The sequence below is a fragment of the Candidatus Rickettsia kedanie genome, from assembly GCF_045865205.1.
In the GTDB taxonomy this organism is placed as follows: Bacteria; Pseudomonadota; Alphaproteobacteria; order Rickettsiales; family Rickettsiaceae; genus Rickettsia; species Rickettsia australis.
This window is the reverse complement of the sequence record NZ_BAABMM010000009.1, coordinates 1-22,823: the sequence shown is the minus strand read 5'-3', so window position 1 is coordinate 22,823 and position 22,823 is coordinate 1. Positions and strand designations below refer to the sequence as shown.

Genomic DNA, 22,823 nt, shown 5'->3' with positions numbered 1-22,823 from the left:
ACTGGCTATGGCTACTTTTTCTATAACTCCTCATATCTCTTTATAAATTAGTTGCCAAGGTAACTTCATTATATCTTCCCTTCGCCTTTAGGCGAAGGGATTTCTCATCCCCGATAGGGACATTAAAAAGGCTTATTTGACAAATTGAACTATTATAAATATACTTGCTGAAATCTATATTATTGAAAATAGTATACTAAAATTACTAAATCTATACAATATTAATTATGAATACAAAATTTCCTATCACCGCTAAAGGTTTTGAAAAATTAGAACACGAGCTTAAACATTTAAAACATGTAGAGCGTAAAAAAATTAGTGAAGATATAGCCGAAGCACGAGAACACGGCGATTTATCCGAGAATGCGGAATATGAAACGGCACGTGAGAAACAAGCATTTATAGAATGGCGTATTAAAGAGCTTGAAGATATGACGGCAAGAGCAGAAGTTATTGATATTGGTAAATTATCAGGAGATAACATAAAATTCGGAGCTACGGTTACTTTGATTGACGACGATACTGAAGAAGAAGTAACATATATTATTGTAGGAGAATATGAAGCCGATATAACTAGAAAAAGAGTTTCAATCGCTTCTCCTATAGCAAAAGCTTTGATTGGAAAATCGGTAGGTGATTTTGTAGAAGTTACAACACCGAAAGGATCTAAATCATACGAAGTAGTTACCGTTGAATATAAAGAACTGGAGTTGTAGTTTGACTTGTTAGTCATTGCGAGGAAAATTACAAAGTAATTGACGAAGCAATCCAGTTAAAAATTCTGATTTACAGAATTCTTTTAATTATTTTTCTGGATTGCCACGTCGCTTCGCTCCTCGCAATGACGGTTCTCATATCCACGCAACAACGCAAATATGACATTATAATTACTTCTTTTTAAACATCTCGAGCATTCTTTTTGTTACTATAAATCCGCCGAAGATATTTATAGAAGCAAGCAGCGTTGCAAAATACCCAAGTAAACCGGAAAACCCAAAAGCAGAGCTACTTGCGGCAATCATAGAACTAAGAACTATAATACCTGAAATAGCGTTAGTAATAGACATAAGCGGAGTATGGAGTGCAGGCGTTACTTTCCACACAACATAATAGCCTACAAAAGAAGCTAATACAAAAATAGTTATAGCAAATACTAGCGGATCTATAGTACTTGTGTTTGTTTGCCAACTAGTATCTATTACCAAATCTTTTAATTTATTTGATAATTCTTGGGTATTATGGGCAATTTCAGCAGCCTGTTTAGCCATTATCGGTAATTGAATCATACTTTTCTCTTGGTTATTTTTTCATTGTCATTGTGAGGAGATGCATAGCATCGACGCGGCAATCCAGTGAAATAATTAAAAAAATTCTGTAAATCAGAATTTTTACTGGATTGCCTCTTGTCGAATTACTACGTAATTCTTCTCACAATGACGATAGACACATAATTACTTAACCTTCTCACTCACAATTTTGCCGTCTTTAGTAATCAGCATATCACGTACTAACCCATCATCCATATTAAATTTACCGTCTTGCAACGCATAGGTTAGAAAATTATACAAATTCTTAGCATATAATTTTGAGCTGTCTGTAGCAATTTTAGTAGCAAGGTTTGATAAACCTATTATTGTAACTCCGTGCTTAGTAACGATCTTATCCGGTTTTGAACCTTCTACGTTCCCGCCTGTACTAGTCGATATATCAACAATCACTGAGCCATGCTTCATAGATTCTAACATTTTTTCTGTAACAAGCAGAGGTGCTTTTTTTCCTGGAATTTGTGCAGTAGTAATAACTATATCATATCCTTTAATAATTTTTGCTAAAAACTCTTCTTGTTTAGCCTTATAATCTTCCGAACTCTCATTAGCATAACCTGATTTATCTTGTAAATCTTCTTGTAGTTCCGGTGAAACAAACTTAGCTCCTAAGCTTTCTACCTGCTCTTTGGTAGCAGCCCTCACATCATATCCTGCAACAATACTACCGAGTCTTTTTGCCGTTGCAATAGCTTGTAGTCCTGCAACACCGATACCAAGCACCAAAGTTTTGCACGGTGAAATCGTACCTGCTGCCGTCATCATCATAGGAAAAGCCCTTGTATAATGATAGCTTGCTTCAATTACGGCTCTATAACCAACTAAGTTACTTTGAGAAGATAAAGCATCCATATTTTGAGCTTTAGTAATTCTCGGCACAAATTCCATAGCAAAAGTCGTAAGATTTTTTTTAGCTGCCGCTTTTATATATTCATGATTTAAATAAGGCGATAATAATCCTACAATAATTGCTCCTTTTTTTGCGAATTCAAGCTCACTATATTTATCCGTAACGGATGAAGGTTGTACCTTTAATATAATATCGGCATCAGAAATAATTTCGAGTGGTACCGAAGATATTTTAGCACCTAGAGCAATATACTCTTCATCAAGAAAACCGGCATGAAGCCCTATATCTTTTTCTACCGTAACTGCATAACCTTTTTTGACTAGTAACCCCGCTACTTCAGGCGTTATAGCGGCACGCGACTCATGCTTGGCTTTTTCTTTTAAAGCAACAATTTTCATAAATATCATTTGTTTTAACAATATAACTAAGGTATTTTAAACATAATTTAAAATATAAAACAATAAAAATGAAAAAAATATTCTTAATTATTATTTGTGTTTTGATAAATTCAGTTGTAGCGTTTGGAGCAGATGATAAAACAACTATTTCGGAGCTAAAAACTTATTTACGTACTATAAAATCAATTGCGATAGATTTTACTCAAGAAGATTCGTACGGTACAATAGTTAAAGGAAAATTGTTAATCCACAAACCTTATAATTTTAGATGTAATTATTATCCTCCTTTCCCTTTAGTTATAATAGGTACTAAACATTTCGTATCGATGTATGATTATGATATGGAGCAAGTAAGCCGTATTAATAGAAGCGAAAATACATTTAATTTTTTATTAGAAGATAATGAGCATTTTGACAAGGATTTTGTTTTTGAATCGGTAATTAACGAAAGAAATATTTCTAAAATTACTATCTATTATACTCTAACGGAAAAACGTAGCGAAATTACTTTTAATAAAGCTACTAAACAAATTGAAGCATTAAAAATATTTGCAGATAATAATATAGTCACTATTACTTTTGATAAAATAGCTAAAGTACAAAAATTTTCCGATGATTTGTTTAAATTAAAAAACCCTGGAATATTTGGTGCTCCTGAAAGATTAACAAAATCGGAAATAGAAAAAAAATACATTGTTTCTTGAAAATAAACAGGTTATGCTAATTATGCTAGTAGTGGGCATTGTGCCTGCTTAGTCGGTCAGGTCTGAAAGGAAGCAGCCGGAGTGGGATTCGGTGGGTCATTACTAGCATTATTCTAATTTCGATTTCATGCCCGCGTGGTTCAGTAAAACCCACTGTGTCACCCCGTGGCTTGACCACGTGGTCCATAAAAACAATTCAAAATACTAATGCTTTTAGTATTTTTAACTGGATACCGTGGTCAAGCCACGGGATGACAGAGGTGGAATTGATCCACGCAACAATGTCCGAAAGCGGGAATGACATAGAGAGCTACACAATAACACCGGTTTTTAGCTAGAATGCCATAAAAAGTCTTATAACAATCGTGCTAGATATAAATTCATCAAATCAATATATTCCTTTTGCAAGGAAATATCGTCCTAGTAACTTTGCCGAGCTTCAGGGGCAAGAGGTATTAGTCAAAGTTTTAAGCTATACTATTTTAAACGATAGGCTCGCCGGAGGCTATCTTTTAACGGGTATTAGAGGAGTTGGTAAAACTACTTCCGCCCGAATTATTGCTAAAGCCGTAAACTGTTCTGCTTTAATTACCGAAAATACGACTATTAAAACATGCGAAGAATGTACAAATTGTATCAGCTGTAATAATCATAATCACCCTGATATAATCGAAATTGACGCAGCAAGTAAAACTAGCGTAGATGATATACGTAGAATTATAGAATCCGCTGAATATAAACCTCTACAAGGTAAACATAAAATCTTCATCATTGATGAGGTGCATATGCTCTCTAAGGGAGCATTTAATGCACTGCTTAAGACTTTAGAAGAACCACCGCCTCATATAATATTTATCTTTGCAACGACGGAAGTACAAAAGATACCTGCAACTATTATCTCAAGATGTCAACGTTATGATTTAAGGCGGTTGAATTTTGAAGAGATTTTTAAGCTACTTGAATATATAACTAAGCAAGAAAACTTAAAAACCGATATAGAATCTTTAAGAATTATAGCTTATAAGTCTGAAGGATCGGCACGTGATGCAGTATCTATTTTAGATCAAGCAGCTAGTATGTCGGCGAAATCCGATAACATAATTAGCCCTCAAGTAATTAATCAAATACTTGGGCTTGTTGATGCTTCTGTTATAATAGAATTTGTGGAATATATAATTCATAGAGAGACGGAAAAAGCGATAAATTTAATAAATAAACTTTACGGTTTTTCTGTTAATCTTGAGATTTTTATAGAATCGGTCGCAGATTTTATTGCTTATCTTAACAAAGTAAAAATGTTACCTAATTATAGTTTACCGATATATGAATCATTTAACGATAGGACTAAAAGCATATTAGATAAAATCAGCTTGCCGCATCTATCAATCTTATGGCAAATATATAATAAGGGAGTAGGGGAAATAAAAATTTCCTATAATCAACTAACAGAAACGGAAATGTTAGTTATAAAATCTATATATTCGACGTCGCTGCCGCTGCTTGACGATTCTGATGGTAATAATCAAAATTTAAATCAGTCAATTAATCCGGAAATAAAAAAAAAATTTGAAATTGTAGATTTTCTTGAATATCTATATAAAAATAATGAGATAGATATATATTATTTCCTGCTCAATCATACGGAGCTTAAAAATCTCAGTGATAATAGATTAGAGTTCTGCAGTCTTGAAGTTAAAAGTAAAGTAAAGAAACAAATAGAAGATTTGTTAGCTGCTTTTACTAAAGAAAAGTGTGAATTTATAGTAATAAAAGAGCAGAACAAGCAAACCTTAAAGAGTCAGTTAATAGATAAAATTGAAGCAAGTAACGATTTTGGTTTAATTAAAAAATATTTCCCGAATGTGGAAATTTCAGATATATTACTTAAAAATTAAAGGATAGAATTATGGTAAATTTTAATCAGTTTTTAAAGCAAGCCCAATCAATGCAAAAGAAAATGCAAGAAGCACAAGAGCAAATGGTAAATGCGAGGTATACCGGTAAAGCAGGCGGCGGGCTTATTGAAATTGTTATCACCGGTAAAGGGGAAGTTGAAAAGATTTCAATTGATGAATCTTTATTAAAATCAGAAGAAAAAGAAATGCTTGAGGATTTAATTAAAGTTGCCTTTAACGATGCTAAACAAAAATGTGATGAAGATTCTCAAAATTCTTTATCAGGAGCTTTAAACGGTATGAGCTTACCGCCCGGTTTCAAAATGCCGTTTTAATACGGCGTTTACGTCATTCCAGTAAAAGCATTGTTGCATGGATCGGTAAAATCCACTGTGTTACCCCGTAGCTTGACCACGGGGTCCATAAAAACAATAAAAATACTAATAATTTTAGTATTTTTAACTGGATCCCGTGGTCAAGCCACGGGATGACATCTCTCTTAAGTTGACATAAATGCAGCATGACAGGGATGGAATCAAGCTACGCAACAACACGTTCTAAGTTCTATAAACTTCTTTGGAAAAAAGTCTAATAATTCAGAATTAATAAATCCTTATCAATCCTAAAACCTTTAAAACGCTCAAGTAGCGACATACCAAGCAGTGAGATATCAAGTGCACCAAGGCCTATATGTCCTTTGATATTCTTAAATTCCGTACCGATTACTACACTATTTAAGGTTATAGGGGCGGCTTTATTTTCACCGTTAGCTGTCAGATAAGTGCTGGTATATTTAAATTTAGTTAAGTCAAAGCCTAATTTTTGGGCATCTTCTTTAGTCAAAGCGATATCACTTGCACCGGTATCTATCATAAATTTTATTTTAACGTTATTTACAAAAGCATTGATATAAAAATGCCCGTCTCCGCTGCGGGCTATAATAATTTCTCCGACTTCAGTAGACCATTTATATGATGGAATCAACGCAGACATTACCCTATGATAAGCATAGTTCAGCTCAAACCTAAAAGCATAACCGGTTATTATAACTAAAAAAATTGCTGCCCACATTGCTAATTGCAAACAAAATCTGCGTATTTTATTTTGGCTAATAGTACTGTAAATTATACTAAATAATATTAATAACGACGCACAAAAACTCCCTATATTTTGTGGTTCTTTAAAAAATTTTGGATAATGCTGATTGGTATATTTGTATAACACACCGGTTACAATTACGGTACTGCAAATTATAAAAATAAGTTTTATAAGTTTTTTATTCATATAATATAATTTTTTTAACCTATATAATCAAACCAAAGTCCTAGCCCATTTTTAAGTGGGAAACTACCTTCTTGGTTCACTAGAATAATAATTCCAAGTTCTTCTGATTTGAATATTTCAATCATGCCACTTATCGATGCAAAAATACCAGCAGATGCGGGTATCGTCTTTGGATAGTATGGCGGGAACGGTAGCAATGTTATTACCTCTTGTCCGTCTATTATTGCTTTAGAATGCGGATAAGCAAGTTGTATATTCGGTTCTAGCGGTAATATTTGTATATCTTGCGTTTTTTAAGCGTTGTACGCAAATTATCTATTGCAGCATTTAAACTTGATTTTTTACAATTTAAAGCTTCTTCAAGTATACTAAAACGATATTACTATATTTATAACATTGTCCTGGTTTACAACTAGCTTGTTGTTTTTTTAACAAAGTTAAAAGCTTTGAGCGACTCATCCCTTGCTCAATTTCAATATTTCCTGAGAATTGATAACCTGTTGTATGGCTTTAAATATTATTAAGACTAATAGTATTTTTTAAGGATGGTAATTTGAATTTTTCATCAAAATCTAAACTTCCTTGATCTACCATTAATGCAATTGCCGGTGCTGAAACAGCTTTTGAAACCGATGCTAACGGAAATAAAGTTTTATCCGTAATAACTCTACTCTTACCTATCTGATTTCCAAACGTTGTTTTATAAATAATCTCACCTTTGTATAAAATTGCAATTGCTCCTCCTTGTAATTCGTCTTTTTGCAATTCGAGCTTTTTAATAAAACTTTTTAGTTTTTGCGATAATTCTACTCGTGTCTGTGCAAAGACTGTAGAACATAACAATAATGATATTATACTAATAAAAATAAGATAAGCTTTTTATTCATATAGCGATATTATTTTCATTTACAGATATGACACTAAGAAATTAAATACAAGAAAATAATTTGTTATACACTTCATTCCGATTTCTTTTTCCAATAGCAAGTACTATTATACGCTTATCATCTACTTCATACACTAGTCGATAACCGACTGACCTCAACTTTATTTTATATAAGTTATTTCCACCGTTTACTGCATCTTTGGGTACGTGGGGTGATTTAAATCTCTCTGATAACTTCTTTTTAAACTGTTCTTTTATTGTAAAACCTAACTTATCCCATTCTGTTTTGGCAGTAGGAATAAATTCTAGACTATAAGTCATTTATATCAACCTTGATCGCTGCCTTTTTATCTTTTAATCTAATTTTAGAAAGCTCTAATGAATAATTATCATCTAAAGCTTCAATGATTCTTGCGTATAATTTAGCTGAAATTAAATAAGCAGTCGGTTTATTATGATTTAATAAGGCTATAGGCTCACCGCTTGCCTTATCCAATAATGCAGTAGGGCTTTTTTTTAAATTCTGAGATACTAACTGTTAGATTTGCATAAATATGTTCCATTATTAAACCTATAATTAATACTAAATGAAATATTCATTATAGGCTATAATTTTATCTTGATCAAGAAAATCACATCAAATCACCGATATGCTCTAAAAATAACCTAGCTCGATGCGATGCCGGTTTCTTAAAAAACTCCTCAGCAGGCTGATTTGCTAAAATATGTCCTTGATCCATAAAAATAATACGATCTGCTATTAATTTTGCAAATTTCAAATGGTGCGTAACCACTACCATGCTCATTTGATCTTTTAATAAATTTATATTCTCTATAACATCTTTAATATTTTCAGGATCGAGTGCCGAAGTCGGTTCATCGAATAACAAAATTTTCGGCTTCATCATTAAAGCCCTTGCTATCGCTATTCGCTGCTTTTGTCCTCCTGATAGGCTTGCCGGATATGAGTCAAATTTTTGCGTTAGTTTAAATTTTGCAAGTAATTCCTTTGCCATAGAAATTGCTTGTTCTTTCGGCAATTTTAAAACATTTACCGGTGTATAAATTAGGTTTTCTCCTACAGTTAAATGAGGAAAGAGATTAAAATTTTGAAAAACCATACCGACTTTTAAACGAAGCTTTCTTCTATCTTTTGGCAGTAACTTCTTCTCGTCTACCAAAAAAGTACCGCTACTTGGTTCTTCTAAATTATTTAAAATTCTAAGCAGAGTAGTTTTACCGCTTCCCGAAGGGCCAATGATTACAGTAGTCTCCTTGGTAGTAAAACTTAAATTAATATTCTTAATTGCATAATTCTTGCCGTAATGCTTACAAACTTTTTCTAAAATAATCATAAACTAAACCGTAAATCTATAACCGTCATAAAGCGGTTTAACGTTATTTGGAAGCATTTTTGTAATCTCATGATAATCTATCGTATGTCTCATATTAGTTAATAATATCTGCTCAGGTTTATATTTTTCACGCCATTCTAGAACTTTATCAAGCCCTGCATGATTCGGATTTGATTTATAATCCATACAATCTAATATCCATATTTTTATATCTTTTAAAAATTTTTCTGATTCAGGCGGAAAATCGATTACATCGGGCGAATAAACAAAATCATCTATACGCAAGCCCAAACTATCTATAGGACCGTGATGTTGTCTAAAAAATTGTATTTCGATAGTATTAATCTTAATTTTATCAAAAAAACTAACAGATTGAGTTGTGAACAGTCGCCCAAGCTTAAATAACTTATTATTAAATAGATAATCAAATTTTGTATAGAGATTTGCCGTACTATCGTGATCTGTATAGATTTCAAATGGCTTACCTTGCATAAAAGTAAATACCCGTAAGTCATCTATACCGTTAACGTGATCGGAATGATAATGTGTTAATATAGCACAATCGAGCTTATTTATCTTTTCTCGTAATAGTTGATTTCTAATATCAAAACCGAAATCAACTAATATTTGACTATTTTCATCGTTAATATATATTGCTGATCTAGTCCTTTGATTGTACTTTGAAGGAGAGGTGCAAATACTGCAATCGCACCCGATCACCGGTACGCCTATAGATGCTCCACACCCAAGTATTGTTACTTGTAACATAAATATTTACAATGATGTTTGAAGTTTTTTATAATTTTTGCGGCTTAAATCACGAAATATTCTTATTTTTGAATAAAATTACTAATATCGGCTCTATACCTTATTTTTTAAAAATAATTTCGTTTTGTTTTAATATCGCTAATTTTGCCTTAATATATATTTTATACTGTATATATTTTTATATTCAATTAAAGAAAATTAAAAATGATAATGAACGACAAAATAAATTTTGGCACGGTTATAATCAATTAGTTGAAATCGGTATAATATACGGGGTATTCGGTTTAATTTTTACCGCTCTTAAATTTTTAGTTAATTTCCCTCGCCCTTATTGCAGCCTGCCTGCGGATAGTCTCATGACCATAATAAATACTGCAAATGAAAGATGCTTTTCAAGCTTTCCAAGCAGCCACGCAGCTCTTAGCGTTTTAGTAATATATTTTATTTGGGATTATATTAAATTACCATTAAAAATCTTAATGATTTGTGTTATTATGCTCGTATCTTTATCTCGCATAAGCCTTGCCATGCATTACCCAAGTGATATAATTTACGGCATTGCTATTGCATTTATAACAATACTAATAGGTAAATTAATTTATCGCATCTTTGCAAATAATATAATAAGAAAGGTTGGTGTAATGCTTACTATTATCATTCCACGACTTGATCGCGGAATCCGGTAAAAAATATTAGTATTTTTTATTATTTTTATGGATACCGTGGTCAAGCCACGGTATGACAAATAACAAATCTATGCTGCTATATCGAAAATACTTTATAAAAAATATCTTACCGCTGCTTATAGTCGTTACTTTTTCAGTGACTAGTATAGTATGGATAACGCAAATATTAAAACTTTTATACTTATTTGATAAAGGTATAAAAGTTATGGACTTCTTCAGTTTAATAGTGCTAGTACTTCCTACTTTATTATTTATTCTGTTACCGGTAATAACGGTTATTGCCATCATCTATATCTATAATAATTTAAAAGTCGAGCGGCAATTAATTATATTACAAGCTTCGGGAGTTAATAATGTACAGCTAGCATTGCCTGCTTTATATGTCGCATTAATAGTTATGCTACTTGCTTATTATATATCTTCTACCATCCTGCCGTTATCTCATATAAACTTAAAATCACATTTAAACTTTATAAAAAATAATTATATCTCAAGTATGATTGAAGAGAAAACTTTTAATAAATTAACGAAAGATATCACTGTTTTTATAGATAAAAAATCAGCAGGAAATATTATGAACGGCGTAATAATATTTGATAATCGCAACGCTGATAATCCATCAGTAGTATTTGCTGGTTCAGGTACTCTTAATATATATGATAATAACCCGATTTTTGAACTTAATAAAGGTCTAAGACAAGAATATGACGTAAACGGTAATTTAACTCAACTAACTTTTGATTCTTTAATGATAAAGCTACAAAATGATAATCCTTTAGCATCACAAAGAACTCAACATAATAAAGAAGCAAACGAATATTATATAAGCGAATTACTTGCCCCTACTCATGATTTAGTTATTACTAAAAAAATTAAATTAATTGCTGAAGCACATCAAAGAATAATTTGGCCTTTATATAATTTCGTATTACCTTTTTTAGCACTTGCAGTTTTTCTAAGATATCCTTATAGCAAAAAAACAACTTTTATGCCAGTATTATTTTCTGCCTTAACAGTATTGCTAGTGACTGCAATTCATTTTATATTGCAAAATTTTGCTTCAAAAAATCTAGATTTTATTTTTGCTTGTTACTCCAATTTAGTTATTGCTTTAACGATCGGATTATATTTATTTGTACGTAAAAGAATATAAATCTATTCTACCTTATTCCACGTTCCACGAAGATTTTGAGTAAAACAATCGATTTTATTTTCCTGCTCGGTAAATTTATTTATTTTAACTGTTAATTCTTTTAAATCTTCCGGTAAATCGGTTATTATAATTATTCTTTTAAAAACTTCTACATAGTCCTTAATTTGTAAAATTTTTTCTATAGCTGTAGGTGAAATAATGATAAGCACACTAGCATTATTAGGATTTTGTAACTCATCGGTAATATAAACCGGCTGTCTTTCAGGCTGCGGATCAAGTTTACTACCGTGAGGTATAAATTGCTTACGTGAATAAGTCCAAAGATTTTTATTGAGCATGTCTTGTTGATCTGCATCTGCAGTTAATATAACGCTTTTAAGATCAGAGTGATAGCATTTTTCTATCAGAAGCAATATCGATTTTAGAAGCAATTCATCGCTTGTTTGATAAATACTAAATTGCTGCATGGAATTTTATAATTAATTGTTTATTCAGTTCTATTAATGTATATCAGTATTGTCTGCTCCTTGGACTAACATTTCATCATTTGCTATACTTGTGTTATTGACTATAAATCTCCCAAGATTTTTATTTAAATAATTTAGCGTTTCCCTAGTGATATTATTATGTATAATATTTTTAATATCCTCAATCACTTTTTCAGAAGCGAAATTTTATATTTCACATAGTATGTTCTTTATTTTAACTTTATCTTCGTAACTAACAGCATTAGTAGGTTCGTTTTTTAACTTAATAAGCATTTGTTCCAGTAACTCATTAGTACCTATATTTTCTTGTTTTAAACTTGAAACTTGTAGTCCATCTTTCTTTTTTACTTTTTTATCCAAAGGTTTGCTAATAGGCTTTAAAAAATTTTCACGTCGACTATCAGTGAAACTATTCGAAAAACTTGTAAATTTTTCTTCTTCCGTACTACTTTTTAAATCTGTTACTTTACTTTGGTCCAAAGGTTGCCTAACAAAAGGTTCTGAATATTTTTTGATTCGAGTTTTAGTAAAACATTCCAAAAATTTTGCATATTCTTCTTTTTCCTTATCCTCTTCCTTATTTGCCGGTTGGTTTACTTTTACAGATAAGGTTGATGTAAAGATAGTTGCGGTAGCTATCGGTTCTTGGGAAGCAGTGGTTTGAGAAGAAACTTTTGTTACTTCACTTTCTTCAGTATTGTTGCTGAAAGGGGAACGCATAGCTGTACTCTTATTAAATTAAAAAATTATCTAAAATATTAAGAAGCTTATTTAATATACAAGTAACTTCAAGGTAATTAATAGACTATGACATTAAATGATTACAAAATTAGAGAAATGGTACGGATGAAGGGACTTGAACCCCCACGCCTCACGGCACAAGAACCTAAATCTTGCATGTCTACCAGTTTCATCACATCCGCATATGGTAATGTCGTGACCGTAAGTCATTGTTACGTGGATCGGTTTTTGTGTCTGAGCTATGGAAATTGCATAGCAATTGTACGTCCGCAATCTCAGGAATTTGTTATTATTTTATGAGATTGCCGCACAACCTACGGCTGCTCGCAATGACGTTTTCTGATCCACACAACAATGATATCAAAGTATTTCCACCAAAAAATTATAATACACATCATATAATTTTTGTAAATCGCTAATTTTTGTGTATTCGTTTATTTTATGTGCCGTTTCGGATAATAAACCGAATTCTACTAACGGACAATAATTTTTGACGAATCTTGCATCTGACGTACCGCCGCTTGTAGAGAATTTAGGTTTTATTTTAAGAGTATGCTCTACTACTTCAGCAAATTCTTTTATTTTAGCACTAGGGTTCTGAATAAAACTTCCAGCAGAACTACTATGTTCTAACTTATAATCTACCTTATATTCTTTGCAATATCGTTTAATAATTTCTTCTACCTGTTTTGCTAAAGTTTCTGCACTATGTAAATTATTAAAACGTATATTGAAAGATGCTTCCGTACTTGCCGGCATTACATTTGAGGTCTCATTACCAACATCAATATTCGTTACTTCAAGATTTGAATTTTGAAAAAATTCAGTACCTTCATCAAGTCTTATATTTGTTAACTCATTCAATATTTTTATTAAGCAAGGCAACGGATTATTTGCTTTATGAGGATAAGCTACATGCCCTGCTAAACCGTCTATATTTAATTTAAAGTTAACACTTCCTCTTCTGCCGATCTTAATTGTATCGCCTATTTCTTTTTCACAAGTAGGTTCACCGACAATAGCAAAATCTACCTTATGTCCTTGGTCATAAATATATTGCAGCATTTCTTTAGTGCCATGCTTTGCTTTCCCCTCTTCATCACTAGTAAGTAAGAAACTAATAGAACCTTTAAAACCGGCATTATTTTTTATAAAATCTAAGCTAGCTGCTAGAAAGCACGCTATAGCCCCTTTCATATCCACCGCACCTCTGCCATATATCTTACCATCTTGCTGGCTAGCCTTAAATGGACTCGCATTATGCCAAAGCGCATGATTATCTACCAGCACTACATCTACATGACCAACAAAGCAAATATTAGGCTCATTTTTACCAAAAACAGCATAAAGGTTAGTGACTTGCTCGCTTTTAAAATCGCCGAATATTTTTATTTCGGTCTTAAAGCCGTGCTGTTTAAGCAAATTATCAATATACTCAATAGCTCCATCGCTTTCAGGAGTTACAGACTTAAAACCAATCAAATCTTTTAAGTAGTTAATGTACATAAATCATTGCCAAAGTGAATTTAATTTAGCTTCATTATTAGTATCAAATAAAAATAGCTCATTTACTCTTAGTTTTTCCATTTTTCTATTATCTAATATGTTATACATATCTTCAAATTTAGAAAACCAATAATATCTCTGTTGATTTGGTTTATATGCATCGGTAAAATACAGTATCGACGTTTTTACTCCCACATAAGGTAAGAAAGTACGTTGTGGCAGAGAAATCACAGCCTGTAATTTTGCTTTTGATATTAAAAATTGACGGACGCTAGATGTGTCTTTCCTAAACAAAAATCCCTCAGGTACTACCAAGGCCATTCTACCGCCTTCTTTTAAATTTTGTAGAAAATGCAAAACACAAGCAGCATCACCGTTATTTTTCGCAATGCCATTATAATAAAGAGGAGCTATATGATTTTCTGTTACAGTTTTGCCGTTTTTTATAGTTTTGTTAGTGATAGTTTGAGAAAATGGCATATTAGTAGTTATTATGTCAAACTTTAATTGTTGGCTTGTCTTGGAGCTAATATAGTAAGGATTTCTTAGGGTATCTATTTGCTGGATTTCACTATGTCCATCATAACCTTGTAAAACAGTGTTCATCGTATCAATTGTAGATAAAATGAGAGGATCGATTGCATCAATAATATGACGAAGAGTATTATTACTTAGAGAAATAGGCGTAACAACATCACTACCGTATTTATTCTTAATTTGTTCTATAACATAGCTATTAATGTAACCGATAATATTATCGTTTGATTGTGCTTTGATATTATTCCACCAAGATTTTTTGTTGTTTTCGCTTAATCACTTTAAGAATAATATCTTTGCAAATTCGCTAAATCTTTCTATTCCTGCTCGGAGTCCTTCACTTCTTAAAAGATTATTCAAGTTTTTAAATATCGATATTAATTCTTCACGTGATACTTTAACTTCTTTCGGTATAGTCCAAGCCTCATTACTATTTGCTTCTAAAAAAACTAATAATTCTTTTTCACGCAGTAATTCCCTTACTTCATCACCGTTTAATATAAGCTCTTTATTATTAGCAACAAAACGAGCTTCACAGTAAGCTCTGTTCATTGTAAACACTATAGGTACATCAAGCAATGTTGCATATTCCGTTGCTTGATCCAAAGCTCGCCTTAAATCTGCTCCTGTGTTTTTTGCTTCTATTATTGCAATAGGTTTATCATTATTACTTTCATATAAGATATAATCCGGTCTTTTGCCGTTTAATCTTGTCTGTTCTGTTGTTGATTTTGGTTTTTGGAAATAAACATTCTTTTTAGTATCATTATCTATATGCCATCCCTTATTTACAAGGTTATTACTGATAATCCATTCGGTTTGCTGTTCTGCTAACATAAGAATTGCTTAGATATTTTTATTTTGTAATTAATAATTATATCTTCTTACACTTATTATATAAGCTTATCAAAGTATAAAAACAACTTTTTATCTCACGAAAAAATAAATTATCACTATGGATTTATATAGATTTTTGACTTTCTTAACGAATTTAAACAACTTATTATGATGAGCTTGTTATAACTAATATTAAAATCATGGGCATAAATAATCAATTAAGAGAATTAATTAAATCTGGTACTTTTGCCGGTATATTATTAATTATTGCTTTTACTTTAGCAATAATTGTCAGCAATAATATTTTCCTAGCAAAATATTATTCTTCTTTTATTTACAGTAAATTTTCTTTAACAATAGGGCATGTAAGTTTATAAACAACTTTTATAGAGTTGGTTAATGACGGTCTCATGACCTTCTTCTTTTTATTAATAGGTTTAGAAATGAAATTGCACCTAGTAGAAGGTGAATATAAAAATAAAACACTAATATTACCTGCGGCAGCAGCCCTTGGAGGTGTGGTAGTTCCTGCCTTAATATACATGTTTTTTAATTATGATAAACCGGGATTAATAAAAGGATGGGCTGTTCCTATAGAAACCGATACTGCTTTTGTCCTTGGTATTTTATCTTTTTTCAGTCGACATATATCTTTAGAATTACGAGCTTTTATTATAGGTTTCTCATTAATTGACGATGCTTTTGCGTTAATTATACTAGCCTGGTTTTATACTAAAACAATCAATACTCAGGCATTATTAATTTCCTCTGTAATCATATTCATCTTGTTTATATTGAATTATGGACAAATTAAACAATTATTGTATTATATAATTGTAGGTTTATTATTATGGATTAGTATGGTGGAGTCAGGTATTCACGGTACTTTATGCGGAGTTATTATAGCACTTTTTATACCTGTTAATATAAAAGGAGAATTTAACACTTCTTTTAAAAAACTTGAAAACTTAACTCGTCCTTTTGTAAATTACTTTATTTTACCGCTTTTTGTATTTATGAATTTCGGTATCCTTTTAGAATATTTTATATTTAAAGGCACCTGTTCCAACTCAATACTTGCTTTAATGTATGAGATAATATTTGGTTTATTTTTGTAGGTCAGCAATTAGGTATTATGCTATTTTCATATCCATTTGTAAAATTTAAACTCTGTAATTTACCAAGTGATACCTCATGGTTAAAATTTTATTCTATATCTATACTTGGAGGAATTGGATTTACCCTAAGTTTATTTATAGGTAGTATTACGTTTGAGAGTAGTTGTCCTTCAAACTCTATGAGAGCTGCAGTAATAATAGGCTCTTTAATTTCTGCATTATTGGCGTAGCTGTTCTAAAATATTGTACTAGCAAAGAGTAAAAGAACCTAAGAAGCTCTACCTTGAGTAACAGACCAATTTTGTGACAGGCGTGAGGAGTGAAGTCTATAACTAATAGGCAAGCCGACGAACAACAAAGACATTGTTGCGTGGACCGATAAAACCCACGGGGTCCATAAAAACAATAAAAATACTAATAATTTTAGTATTTTTAACTGGATCCCGTGGTCAAGCCACGGGGATGACAGAGATGAAACTGATCCTCACAACAATGCTAACAACGAAGCACAAAGTGGGGATCAGTTTACTATACTCATTAAATAACGATGATAGGATTTTAATAACACATCATATTTTTGTTTGAAAAACACAGGATATGGTACTATATAGATATTATTAGAATAAGGAATCTCTTTTTTAAGCTTATTTAGCATAAAAGGCATATTATAATTATATTCTACTAAAATTACTGAAGTAAGATTGTAAGTTACAATAAAATCAACCGCTTTCTTAATATTATCTTCTTCAGACATTATTTTATTCGGAGCAAGTATTACCTGCTGTTCTATAACATTACGTTCCTTTAACAAATTTTTGAATTGCTCTGTAGATTCTATACCGATAATAAATAATATAGGTGCATAGCCTGCTTTAAGCAAAGCAATACCGGTTTCAATTTTATGTCCTCCTCCTGCAAACACTATTATTGCATTAGTGGTATTACTATTGAACTTATAAGAATGGATTAAATATAAAAAATAACCAAGACCACCGACCCAAAGAGCAAAAATTGCTAAAATTGTGAGTAAAAATTCTCTGATCATTTAAATATTTTATTAAATTCAGTTTGAATAATTTTATCAAATTCAGACATTTCAATATGAATTCCTAACTGATTTAAAGATGTTACTAAAGAATTTTCAAGTCCACAAGGAATAATCCCTCTAAACTTACTTAAATCTGTTGAAATATTTATAGCTACACCGTGATATGTAACCCATTTTCTTACTCTAACACCTATTGCAGCAATTTTAGCAAATTTATCTTTTCTTACTGTTACCCAAATTCCTACTTTATCTTTAATAATATATGCTTTAATTCCAAAATAATTTAAGCTATTTATAATCCATTCTTCAAGCATTCTTATATATAGCTTTAAATCTTTGTGTCGATTTGGTGAAGCTAAATTAAGAATTGGATAAATAACACGCTGACCCGGTCCATGAAAAGTAAATTTACCGCCACGTCCTGTGTAAATTACCGGAATATCACCGTAATTTAATAATTCTTCTTGTTTATAATTAGTACCGGCTGTATATACTTCCAAATGTTCAACTAAATAAACAATTTCCGGTTCATTATCACTAATTACTTTATTAACGTAATCTTCCATTAATTTCAAAGTAACCCGATAATCCATAAGATTCGGTATAGTTATAAATTGTAGCATATTATAAATGTGTCATATTAATTACTTAACTCAGATTTATATTTCAATATTAATGCATCTAAACTTGCTATGGTTTCAGCATCCAAATCGCCGGAAAAATTACTAGGATGAAAATGCATTTGAAACGAAATTATAACATCTTTCATTTTAGAATCTAAAATTCCAGTAGCTTCAAGCTTATAACCGTATTTAATAAATTTTTGCTGAATTGCTGCAATATCGGTTATGTCGATTTGCGGCAATAGATCGTTAAACACTTGCTCATCATACCATACTCCAATATCGTTATCATATAATAGTTTCCAAGGAAATAGCGGACCAGAGTCCTGTTTTCTACCTGGAGCAATATCAGAATGCCCAACCATTCTAGTAGGTTTAATATCATATTTAGTGATAATCTGTTTACACAAACTTATGACACTATTAATTTGCCTTTCCGCATAGGGTAGCCAAACTATATTATTGTTTTTTGTATTTATTTCAAATGCAGGATTTATGATTTCAAGACCGATTGATTTATCATTAATACGCTCATGACCTTGCCAGTAACTTACTCCAGCATGCCATGCTCTATCATGCTCTTCTACTAATTGAAATATATGTTCAGGGTTTTCATTGTTTATTAAATAATAGCTACTTAACTTTTCACCGGCTAGAAAATCTAAAGACTGCTTAAAATCACACTGTGTATAATGTAGCACTAGGAATTTAATACGTTTATCAAACCCCATAGCTCTATAAGATGTTTTATCGATTACTATCATAGTTTAAAGGATGTTAATCTTAGTGAAAAACGGCTTTATTGCATGGCTCTTATGTCATTCCTAGCTAGAAGCAGGAATCCAGCATAAAGCAAGATAACCTAAGCTTTTAATTTCAAAAATTTGCTGTATTTATATTTTTTCTAGATTCCTGCTTCTAGCTAGGAATGACATGAACCGATCCCTGGTATAACAAGAAAAATTTTGATGGTGCCGGATATCGGATTTGAACTGATGACCTACCGCTTACAAGGCGGTTGCTCTACCACTGAGCTAATCCGGCATATTAATATGATTATAGAGAAAAGATATGTGAAAAAATGCTCTGATGTCATTCCTGCGAAAGCAGGAATCCACACAAGGTATCAATATAGCAAATTTTGCAATTAAAAGCTCGATTTATCTCGCGTTACTCTAGATTCCCGCTTTCGCGGGAATGACATCAAGTAGGTTTTTAATCCACATAACACGCAAGCATCATGTAGCAATAAACTAAGCTTCTTCAGCTTCCTTTTTACTTGGTCTAGCTTTGCGGTTTTTTGCTTTAACTTCCATTTCTTTTTTAATTTTCTCAGGAAGAGTAACACCAGCTTGCTCAATAAATTTTGCGACTCGTTCAGTTGGTTTAGCACCGGTGCCAAGCCAATATTCTATACGATCTTTTTTTAAAACCACACGCTCACTATTATCTGAAGCAAGCATTGGATTATAAGTTCCTACTTTTTCTAAAAAGTCACCGTCACGAGGTGCTGTTGCGTTAGCTACTACTACACGGTAAAAAGGACGCTTTTTAGCACCGCCTCTAGCTAAACGAATTTTTACTGCCATATATTACTTACAATTATTTTATTTTTTCTTCTTTAAAAAGAACATGTTTTCTAACTACTTTATCATACTTACGAAAAGAAAGCTTCTCAGTTTGGGTTTTCGGATTACGTTTTTTTACCCAAAAAACACCTGTGCCGGCAGTACTTACTAGCCTTACCAAAACATTTTTATTTTTCTTTGCCATTAGCTGACACCTTAAATCAAGATATTATTTTATTATTACTAAAAGCAGAATAAAACGAAATTGAAAAATAGTCAAGTAAAATGAAATAATTTAACCTGCATTGCCTAACATGATGTCATTCCTGCGCAAGCGGGAATGACATCAAAACGTTACGCTCCCCTAGGCAATACCTATTCACTACCGTCCAAACAAGCGTTCGATATCCTTAAGCTTCAACTCAATATAAGTAGGTCTGCCGTGATTACATTGACCTGAAAACGGTGTATTCTCCATTTGACGCAGTAAAGCATTCATTTCATCTGCCGATAATTTTCGTCCTGCTCTAATAGAGTAATGACAGGCATAAGTTTCCGTCACATGCTCTATTAACTCCGTCAAAGCTATATTCTCACCGAACTCCGATAAATGATCAGCAAGATCCTGAATTAACTTTTGTACGTTTACATCTCCAAGGATATTTGGAATTTCAGTCACTATAATAGATTTCTCACCGAATTTTTCTAGAGTTAAACCCAGTTTATATAGTTTTTCTCTATTTTCATATAAACAATCTGCTTTTCTTTCATTTAGCAGTTCTACTATCTCAGGAATAAGCAAACGCTGTTTTATTAACTCTTCCGTTCTAAGGTAATCTTTTATTTTTTCATATCCTAAACGTTCATGTGCTGCATGCTGGTCGGTAATTACTATACTATCTTCGGTTTGTGAAATAATGTAAGTAGTATGAAGTTGTGCTTTAGCTGCACCAAGTTTATATTGTTTATGGGCTTGCTGCTCATGTTCTATACGTCTTTCTACTTCTTGTTCTATTTTAGCGTGCGGTAATGTATCGATTAGTTTTTGACAAGCAGTATTTGGCGTAGATTTAAAACTAGGCAACATAGCAGGTCTATAATCTGTCGGTTTACTATTCACGCTTACAGCTTTACTTACTGACGGTTGTTTGTTAACTAAATGATTTTTAAATAACTGAAGAGCATCAGAGGCGATAGTAGTAGAAGTAACATGGCTTGTATTTGTTAAAGCATTTTTAATTGCTTCTATTAATAAGTTTCGTACATAATTCGGGTCATGAAATCTAACCTCTGCTTTTGCCGGATGTACGTTAACGTCAACAAGCTGCGGATCGATTTGTAAGAATATAGCACATAGCGGATAACGATCACGAGCTAAATAATCCTGATATGCTACCCTTAAAGCTACTTGTAGCAGCTTATCTTTTACCGGTCTATTATTGATAAATAAAAACTGATCTTCACTTGAAGCTCTATTATATGTCGGGATACTAGTATAGCCGTAAATAGAGAAATCAGGAGTTTTGCAATCTATATAAGCAGCATTTTTTATAAAATCATCACCTATTACATCAATTATACGCTGTTTTAGGTTAGTTTCTGCATCTTTATGTTGTCCTTTAAACTTTAACAGATTTCTGTTATCATGCGTTAAGCTAAAAGAAATTTCAGGATGTGCGAGAGCGATTTTCTTAACCACATCTACTGTTGCTACAAACTCAGTTTTGTCGGCTCTAAGAAATTTTAAACGTGCAGGTGTTGCGAAAAATAAATCACGTATCTCTATTTTAGTACCTTCATTATGCACAGAAATAGTAACTTGTTTTTCATTGCCACCGATTAACTTAATCTGAAATGCTTTGTCAGCCCCTTGTTTCTTAGAAGTAATTAGCATTTTGCTAATGGCAGCAATAGACGGCAGTGCTTCACCTCTAAAACCGAAAGTATGAATATTTAGGAAATCGCTTTCATCAAGCTTAGAAGTTGTATGACGTTCAACGGCAATTTCTAATTCCTTATCAGTCATACCGATACCGTCATCGGAAATAATGATTAGATTTTTACCGGCACGTTCTAAAATAATATCTATTTTGGTACTACCAGCATCAACAGCATTTTCAACTAATTCCTTTACTACCGATGCGGGTCTTTCTATAACCTCACCGGCAGCAATTCGGTTGATAGTATTTTCTGAAAGAAATTTGATAGTCATTTTGTTACTAATTTAAATTTCTTATTACAATATGGGCAGATAACTTCCTTTTTTTCCTTATCTATCTCTAAATAAACTTTTGGATGGTCATATGGAGGTTCTTTGCCCTGGCAAGATACAGATACATCAACGCTATTAACAATTTCCATAGATTTATACATTACTTCTTTAAGTAAAATCTAATATAAGTTACTTTTAAATAAAAGACAAATATTACTTGATTAACTATGTCATGCCATGGTTTGTACCGGCTAAATCGTCATTGCGAGCAGCCGTAGGTTACATGGTAATCTCATGAAATAATAACAAAACTCCTGAGATTGTTTCGTCAATTGCTATGCAATTTCCTCGCAATGACGGTTTAGCTTACAAGTCACAGAATGACACACGACAGGAGGTAAAAATGAAAGATAAAGTAGCAGTTATTACCGGTTCTACTAGCGGTATCGGGCTTGAGATAGCAAAACATTTTGCAAAACTTGAGTCTAAAATAGTTATTAACGGTTTTACAAAAAAAAAAAGATGAAGTAGCCAAAATTTTAGCAAAATTGAAAGAGCTTGGTGCAAGTAGCGTATTTTATCAAGGAATAGCGTTAAAGAATGTAATCCTTAAATCTCAAGCTACGAAAAATTTGTAGAAGCTGATGAAATAGCAAACTTAGTAATATGCTTATGTGATGAAAAAGCACCATCAATAACAGGTAGTGGACTCTTGATAGATGCATACGCGTCAAGTTAAGGGATGTTTATAAGTTTAAGAGAAGATAAAGTAGATTTTTTTGTTTTCCTATATTTATCTTTTAAGCAAAAACTTACCCAAGCTATTCGTAAATTTTTAAAG

Annotated in this window: 29 protein-coding genes, 2 tRNA genes, 1 other RNA gene and 2 pseudogenes; 10 read left to right on the top strand and 24 right to left on the bottom strand. The window is 32.0% G+C overall.

Annotation, left to right across the window (positions count from 1 at the left end):
- The first annotated feature begins 227 nt into the window (after positions 1–227).
- Positions 228–716, top strand: a complete 489-nt coding sequence (gene greA, locus ACKTSD_RS01105; protein WP_412707615.1) for a transcription elongation factor GreA — start codon at positions 228–230, stop codon at positions 714–716.
- A 171-nt stretch (positions 717–887) separates the two neighbouring features.
- Here the strand turns inward: greA and ACKTSD_RS01100 are convergent, their stop codons facing one another.
- Positions 888–1,286, bottom strand: coding sequence for an NAD(P) transhydrogenase subunit alpha part 2 (locus ACKTSD_RS01100; protein ID WP_412707614.1), 399 nt, complete (start codon positions 1,284–1,286; stop codon positions 888–890).
- Between the two features lie 165 nt (positions 1,287–1,451).
- The gene (locus ACKTSD_RS01095) at positions 1,452–2,573 is read right to left on the bottom strand and encodes an NAD(P) transhydrogenase subunit alpha (protein ID WP_412707613.1); all 1,122 of its coding nucleotides are present in this window, start codon (positions 2,571–2,573) and stop codon (positions 1,452–1,454) included.
- A 68-nt stretch (positions 2,574–2,641) separates the two neighbouring features.
- On the opposite strand from ACKTSD_RS01095, the gene ACKTSD_RS01090 reads away from it, so the two are divergent.
- From ACKTSD_RS01090 to ACKTSD_RS01075, 4 genes are all read left to right on the top strand, one after another.
- Positions 2,642–3,277, top strand: a complete 636-nt coding sequence (locus tag ACKTSD_RS01090) for an outer-membrane lipoprotein carrier protein LolA (RefSeq protein WP_412707612.1) — start codon at positions 2,642–2,644, stop codon at positions 3,275–3,277.
- Between the two features lie 20 nt (positions 3,278–3,297).
- Positions 3,298–3,391, top strand: an RNA gene (gene ffs / locus ACKTSD_RS01085) — signal recognition particle sRNA small type.
- A gap of 251 nt (positions 3,392–3,642) precedes the next feature.
- A complete protein-coding gene (dnaX, locus tag ACKTSD_RS01080) occupies positions 3,643–5,172 on the top strand; it encodes a DNA polymerase III subunit gamma/tau (RefSeq protein ID WP_412707611.1) in 1,530 nt (509 codons plus the stop codon).
- A gap of 11 nt (positions 5,173–5,183) precedes the next feature.
- Complete coding sequence (locus ACKTSD_RS01075) at positions 5,184–5,507, top strand: YbaB/EbfC family nucleoid-associated protein (protein ID WP_412707610.1); 324 nt, start codon at positions 5,184–5,186, stop codon at positions 5,505–5,507.
- 13 nt (positions 5,508–5,520) lie between these two features.
- On the opposite strand, the gene ACKTSD_RS01070 is transcribed toward ACKTSD_RS01075, so the two are convergent.
- The 8 genes and pseudogenes from ACKTSD_RS01070 to ACKTSD_RS01035 form a co-directional block, all read right to left on the bottom strand.
- The gene (locus tag ACKTSD_RS01070) at positions 5,521–5,694 is read right to left on the bottom strand and encodes a hypothetical protein (RefSeq protein ID WP_412707609.1); all 174 of its coding nucleotides are present in this window, start codon (positions 5,692–5,694) and stop codon (positions 5,521–5,523) included.
- Positions 5,695–5,760: 66 nt separating this feature from the next.
- Entirely contained in the window at positions 5,761–6,456 is a 696-nt protein-coding gene (locus tag ACKTSD_RS01065) for an aspartic protease APRc (protein ID WP_412707608.1), read from the bottom strand.
- Between the two features lie 14 nt (positions 6,457–6,470).
- On the bottom strand, positions 6,471–6,653 hold the full coding sequence (locus ACKTSD_RS01060) for a hypothetical protein (protein ID WP_412707607.1): 183 nt from the start codon (positions 6,651–6,653) through the stop codon (positions 6,471–6,473).
- A 313-nt stretch (positions 6,654–6,966) separates the two neighbouring features.
- Positions 6,967–7,221: a serine hydrolase gene (locus ACKTSD_RS01055; protein ID WP_412707606.1), complete on the bottom strand. Its 255-nt coding sequence runs from the start codon at positions 7,219–7,221 to the stop codon at positions 6,967–6,969.
- A 163-nt stretch (positions 7,222–7,384) separates the two neighbouring features.
- Positions 7,385–7,663, bottom strand: coding sequence for a type II toxin-antitoxin system RelE family toxin (locus ACKTSD_RS01050; RefSeq protein WP_412707605.1), 279 nt, complete (start codon positions 7,661–7,663; stop codon positions 7,385–7,387).
- Positions 7,653–7,905 (bottom strand): annotated as a pseudogene (locus ACKTSD_RS01045) (type II toxin-antitoxin system Phd/YefM family antitoxin). The gene ACKTSD_RS01050 and the pseudogene ACKTSD_RS01045 overlap by 11 nt, the downstream one beginning before the upstream one ends.
- A gap of 69 nt (positions 7,906–7,974) precedes the next feature.
- Positions 7,975–8,697, bottom strand: coding sequence for an amino acid ABC transporter ATP-binding protein (locus ACKTSD_RS01040; RefSeq protein WP_412707604.1), 723 nt, complete (start codon positions 8,695–8,697; stop codon positions 7,975–7,977).
- A gap of 3 nt (positions 8,698–8,700) precedes the next feature.
- Positions 8,701–9,465: an MBL fold metallo-hydrolase gene (locus tag ACKTSD_RS01035; protein ID WP_412707603.1), complete on the bottom strand. Its 765-nt coding sequence runs from the start codon at positions 9,463–9,465 to the stop codon at positions 8,701–8,703.
- A gap of 14 nt (positions 9,466–9,479) precedes the next feature.
- Between ACKTSD_RS01035 and ACKTSD_RS01030 the strand changes: the two genes are divergently transcribed.
- Positions 9,480–10,151 (top strand): phosphatase PAP2 family protein, encoded by a 672-nt coding sequence (locus tag ACKTSD_RS01030; protein WP_412707617.1) that lies wholly within the window; start codon positions 9,480–9,482, stop codon positions 10,149–10,151.
- A gap of 70 nt (positions 10,152–10,221) precedes the next feature.
- Positions 10,222–11,304, top strand: a complete 1,083-nt coding sequence (locus ACKTSD_RS01025; protein ID WP_412707616.1) for an LptF/LptG family permease — start codon at positions 10,222–10,224, stop codon at positions 11,302–11,304.
- Between the two features lie 2 nt (positions 11,305–11,306).
- On the opposite strand, the gene ACKTSD_RS01020 is transcribed toward ACKTSD_RS01025, so the two are convergent.
- The 6 genes from ACKTSD_RS01020 to ACKTSD_RS00995 form a co-directional block, all read right to left on the bottom strand.
- Positions 11,307–11,771, bottom strand: a complete 465-nt coding sequence (locus ACKTSD_RS01020; protein ID WP_412707602.1) for a DNA polymerase III subunit chi — start codon at positions 11,769–11,771, stop codon at positions 11,307–11,309.
- A gap of 207 nt (positions 11,772–11,978) precedes the next feature.
- A complete protein-coding gene (locus tag ACKTSD_RS01015; protein ID WP_412707601.1) occupies positions 11,979–12,512 on the bottom strand; it encodes a hypothetical protein in 534 nt (177 codons plus the stop codon).
- A gap of 118 nt (positions 12,513–12,630) precedes the next feature.
- Positions 12,631–12,715: transfer RNA gene (locus tag ACKTSD_RS01010), tRNA-Leu, on the bottom strand.
- Positions 12,716–12,893: 178 nt separating this feature from the next.
- Complete coding sequence (gene dapE / locus ACKTSD_RS01005; RefSeq protein WP_412707600.1) at positions 12,894–14,039, bottom strand: succinyl-diaminopimelate desuccinylase; 1,146 nt, start codon at positions 14,037–14,039, stop codon at positions 12,894–12,896.
- Between the two features lie 3 nt (positions 14,040–14,042).
- Complete coding sequence (locus tag ACKTSD_RS01000; RefSeq protein ID WP_412707599.1) at positions 14,043–14,645, bottom strand: HsdM family class I SAM-dependent methyltransferase; 603 nt, start codon at positions 14,643–14,645, stop codon at positions 14,043–14,045.
- 207 nt (positions 14,646–14,852) lie between these two features.
- Entirely contained in the window at positions 14,853–15,413 is a 561-nt protein-coding gene (locus ACKTSD_RS00995) for a type I restriction endonuclease (RefSeq protein WP_412707598.1), read from the bottom strand.
- Positions 15,414–15,613: 200 nt separating this feature from the next.
- Here ACKTSD_RS00995 and ACKTSD_RS00990 point away from each other — a divergent pair, with 200 nt between their 5' ends.
- Positions 15,614–15,790: a sodium:proton antiporter gene (locus ACKTSD_RS00990; protein WP_412707597.1), complete on the top strand. Its 177-nt coding sequence runs from the start codon at positions 15,614–15,616 to the stop codon at positions 15,788–15,790.
- Between the two features lie 66 nt (positions 15,791–15,856).
- Positions 15,857–16,711, top strand: a pseudogene (gene nhaA / locus ACKTSD_RS00985) (Na+/H+ antiporter NhaA); the annotation flags it as partial.
- Between the two features lie 340 nt (positions 16,712–17,051).
- On the opposite strand, the gene ACKTSD_RS00980 reads toward nhaA, so the two are convergent.
- The 8 genes from ACKTSD_RS00980 to ACKTSD_RS00945 all read right to left on the bottom strand — a co-directional run bounded on the left by ACKTSD_RS00980 (position 17,052) and on the right by ACKTSD_RS00945 (position 22,143).
- A complete protein-coding gene (locus tag ACKTSD_RS00980; RefSeq protein WP_412707596.1) occupies positions 17,052–17,576 on the bottom strand; it encodes a YdcF family protein in 525 nt (174 codons plus the stop codon).
- Positions 17,573–18,202: a lipoyl(octanoyl) transferase LipB gene (gene lipB, locus ACKTSD_RS00975; RefSeq protein WP_412707595.1), complete on the bottom strand. Its 630-nt coding sequence runs from the start codon at positions 18,200–18,202 to the stop codon at positions 17,573–17,575. The genes ACKTSD_RS00980 and lipB overlap by 4 nt, the downstream gene beginning before the upstream one ends.
- A 17-nt stretch (positions 18,203–18,219) precedes the next feature.
- Entirely contained in the window at positions 18,220–18,966 is a 747-nt protein-coding gene (locus tag ACKTSD_RS00970) for an N-acetylmuramoyl-L-alanine amidase (protein ID WP_412707594.1), read from the bottom strand.
- Positions 18,967–19,171: 205 nt separating this feature from the next.
- A tRNA-Thr gene (locus ACKTSD_RS00965) sits at positions 19,172–19,246 on the bottom strand.
- Positions 19,247–19,455: 209 nt separating this feature from the next.
- Complete coding sequence (gene rpsP, locus ACKTSD_RS00960; protein ID WP_412707593.1) at positions 19,456–19,791, bottom strand: 30S ribosomal protein S16; 336 nt, start codon at positions 19,789–19,791, stop codon at positions 19,456–19,458.
- A gap of 13 nt (positions 19,792–19,804) precedes the next feature.
- Positions 19,805–19,975 carry a 50S ribosomal protein L33 gene (gene rpmG, locus ACKTSD_RS00955; protein WP_004997072.1) on the bottom strand — a complete coding sequence of 57 codons (171 nt, stop codon included), beginning with the start codon at positions 19,973–19,975 and terminating at the stop codon, positions 19,805–19,807.
- Positions 19,976–20,152: 177 nt separating this feature from the next.
- Positions 20,153–21,982: a DNA mismatch repair endonuclease MutL gene (mutL, locus tag ACKTSD_RS00950; RefSeq protein ID WP_412707592.1), complete on the bottom strand. Its 1,830-nt coding sequence runs from the start codon at positions 21,980–21,982 to the stop codon at positions 20,153–20,155.
- Positions 21,979–22,143: a zinc-finger domain-containing protein gene (locus ACKTSD_RS00945; RefSeq protein ID WP_412707591.1), complete on the bottom strand. Its 165-nt coding sequence runs from the start codon at positions 22,141–22,143 to the stop codon at positions 21,979–21,981. The genes mutL and ACKTSD_RS00945 overlap by 4 nt, the downstream gene beginning before the upstream one ends.
- A gap of 242 nt (positions 22,144–22,385) precedes the next feature.
- Here ACKTSD_RS00945 and ACKTSD_RS00940 point away from each other — a divergent pair, with 242 nt between their 5' ends.
- Positions 22,386–22,508 (top strand): SDR family NAD(P)-dependent oxidoreductase, encoded by a 123-nt coding sequence (locus tag ACKTSD_RS00940; protein ID WP_412707590.1) that lies wholly within the window; start codon positions 22,386–22,388, stop codon positions 22,506–22,508.
- Positions 22,509–22,823: the final 315 nt, after the last annotated feature.

Coding starts and splice junctions, on each gene's coding strand:
- greA (WP_412707615.1), top strand. CDS start 228: ATGAATACAAAATTTCCTATCACCGCTAAAGGTTTTGAAAAATTAGAA.
- ACKTSD_RS01100 (WP_412707614.1), bottom strand. CDS start 1,286: ATGATTCAATTACCGATAATGGCTAAACAGGCTGCTGAAATTGCCCAT.
- ACKTSD_RS01095 (WP_412707613.1), bottom strand. CDS start 2,573: ATGAAAATTGTTGCTTTAAAAGAAAAAGCCAAGCATGAGTCGCGTGCC.
- ACKTSD_RS01090 (WP_412707612.1), top strand. CDS start 2,642: ATGAAAAAAATATTCTTAATTATTATTTGTGTTTTGATAAATTCAGTT.
- ACKTSD_RS01075 (WP_412707610.1), top strand. CDS start 5,184: ATGGTAAATTTTAATCAGTTTTTAAAGCAAGCCCAATCAATGCAAAAG.
- ACKTSD_RS01070 (WP_412707609.1), bottom strand. CDS start 5,694: ATGCTGCATTTATGTCAACTTAAGAGAGATGTCATCCCGTGGCTTGAC.
- ACKTSD_RS01065 (WP_412707608.1), bottom strand. CDS start 6,456: ATGAATAAAAAACTTATAAAACTTATTTTTATAATTTGCAGTACCGTA.
- ACKTSD_RS01050 (WP_412707605.1), bottom strand. CDS start 7,663: ATGACTTATAGTCTAGAATTTATTCCTACTGCCAAAACAGAATGGGAT.
- ACKTSD_RS01040 (WP_412707604.1), bottom strand. CDS start 8,697: ATGATTATTTTAGAAAAAGTTTGTAAGCATTACGGCAAGAATTATGCA.
- ACKTSD_RS01035 (WP_412707603.1), bottom strand. CDS start 9,465: ATGTTACAAGTAACAATACTTGGGTGTGGAGCATCTATAGGCGTACCG.
- ACKTSD_RS01030 (WP_412707617.1), top strand. CDS start 9,480: ATGTTTGAAGTTTTTTATAATTTTTGCGGCTTAAATCACGAAATATTC.
- ACKTSD_RS01025 (WP_412707616.1), top strand. CDS start 10,222: ATGCTGCTATATCGAAAATACTTTATAAAAAATATCTTACCGCTGCTT.
- ACKTSD_RS01020 (WP_412707602.1), bottom strand. CDS start 11,771: ATGCAGCAATTTAGTATTTATCAAACAAGCGATGAATTGCTTCTAAAA.
- ACKTSD_RS01015 (WP_412707601.1), bottom strand. CDS start 12,512: ATGCGTTCCCCTTTCAGCAACAATACTGAAGAAAGTGAAGTAACAAAA.
- dapE (WP_412707600.1), bottom strand. CDS start 14,039: ATGTACATTAACTACTTAAAAGATTTGATTGGTTTTAAGTCTGTAACT.
- ACKTSD_RS01000 (WP_412707599.1), bottom strand. CDS start 14,645: ATGAACACTGTTTTACAAGGTTATGATGGACATAGTGAAATCCAGCAA.
- ACKTSD_RS00995 (WP_412707598.1), bottom strand. CDS start 15,413: ATGTTAGCAGAACAGCAAACCGAATGGATTATCAGTAATAACCTTGTA.
- ACKTSD_RS00990 (WP_412707597.1), top strand. CDS start 15,614: ATGGGCATAAATAATCAATTAAGAGAATTAATTAAATCTGGTACTTTT.
- ACKTSD_RS00980 (WP_412707596.1), bottom strand. CDS start 17,576: ATGATCAGAGAATTTTTACTCACAATTTTAGCAATTTTTGCTCTTTGG.
- lipB (WP_412707595.1), bottom strand. CDS start 18,202: ATGCTACAATTTATAACTATACCGAATCTTATGGATTATCGGGTTACT.
- ACKTSD_RS00970 (WP_412707594.1), bottom strand. CDS start 18,966: ATGATAGTAATCGATAAAACATCTTATAGAGCTATGGGGTTTGATAAA.
- rpsP (WP_412707593.1), bottom strand. CDS start 19,791: ATGGCAGTAAAAATTCGTTTAGCTAGAGGCGGTGCTAAAAAGCGTCCT.
- rpmG (WP_004997072.1), bottom strand. CDS start 19,975: ATGGCAAAGAAAAATAAAAATGTTTTGGTAAGGCTAGTAAGTACTGCC.
- mutL (WP_412707592.1), bottom strand. CDS start 21,982: ATGACTATCAAATTTCTTTCAGAAAATACTATCAACCGAATTGCTGCC.
- ACKTSD_RS00945 (WP_412707591.1), bottom strand. CDS start 22,143: ATGTATAAATCTATGGAAATTGTTAATAGCGTTGATGTATCTGTATCT.
- ACKTSD_RS00940 (WP_412707590.1), top strand. CDS start 22,386: ATGAAAGATAAAGTAGCAGTTATTACCGGTTCTACTAGCGGTATCGGG.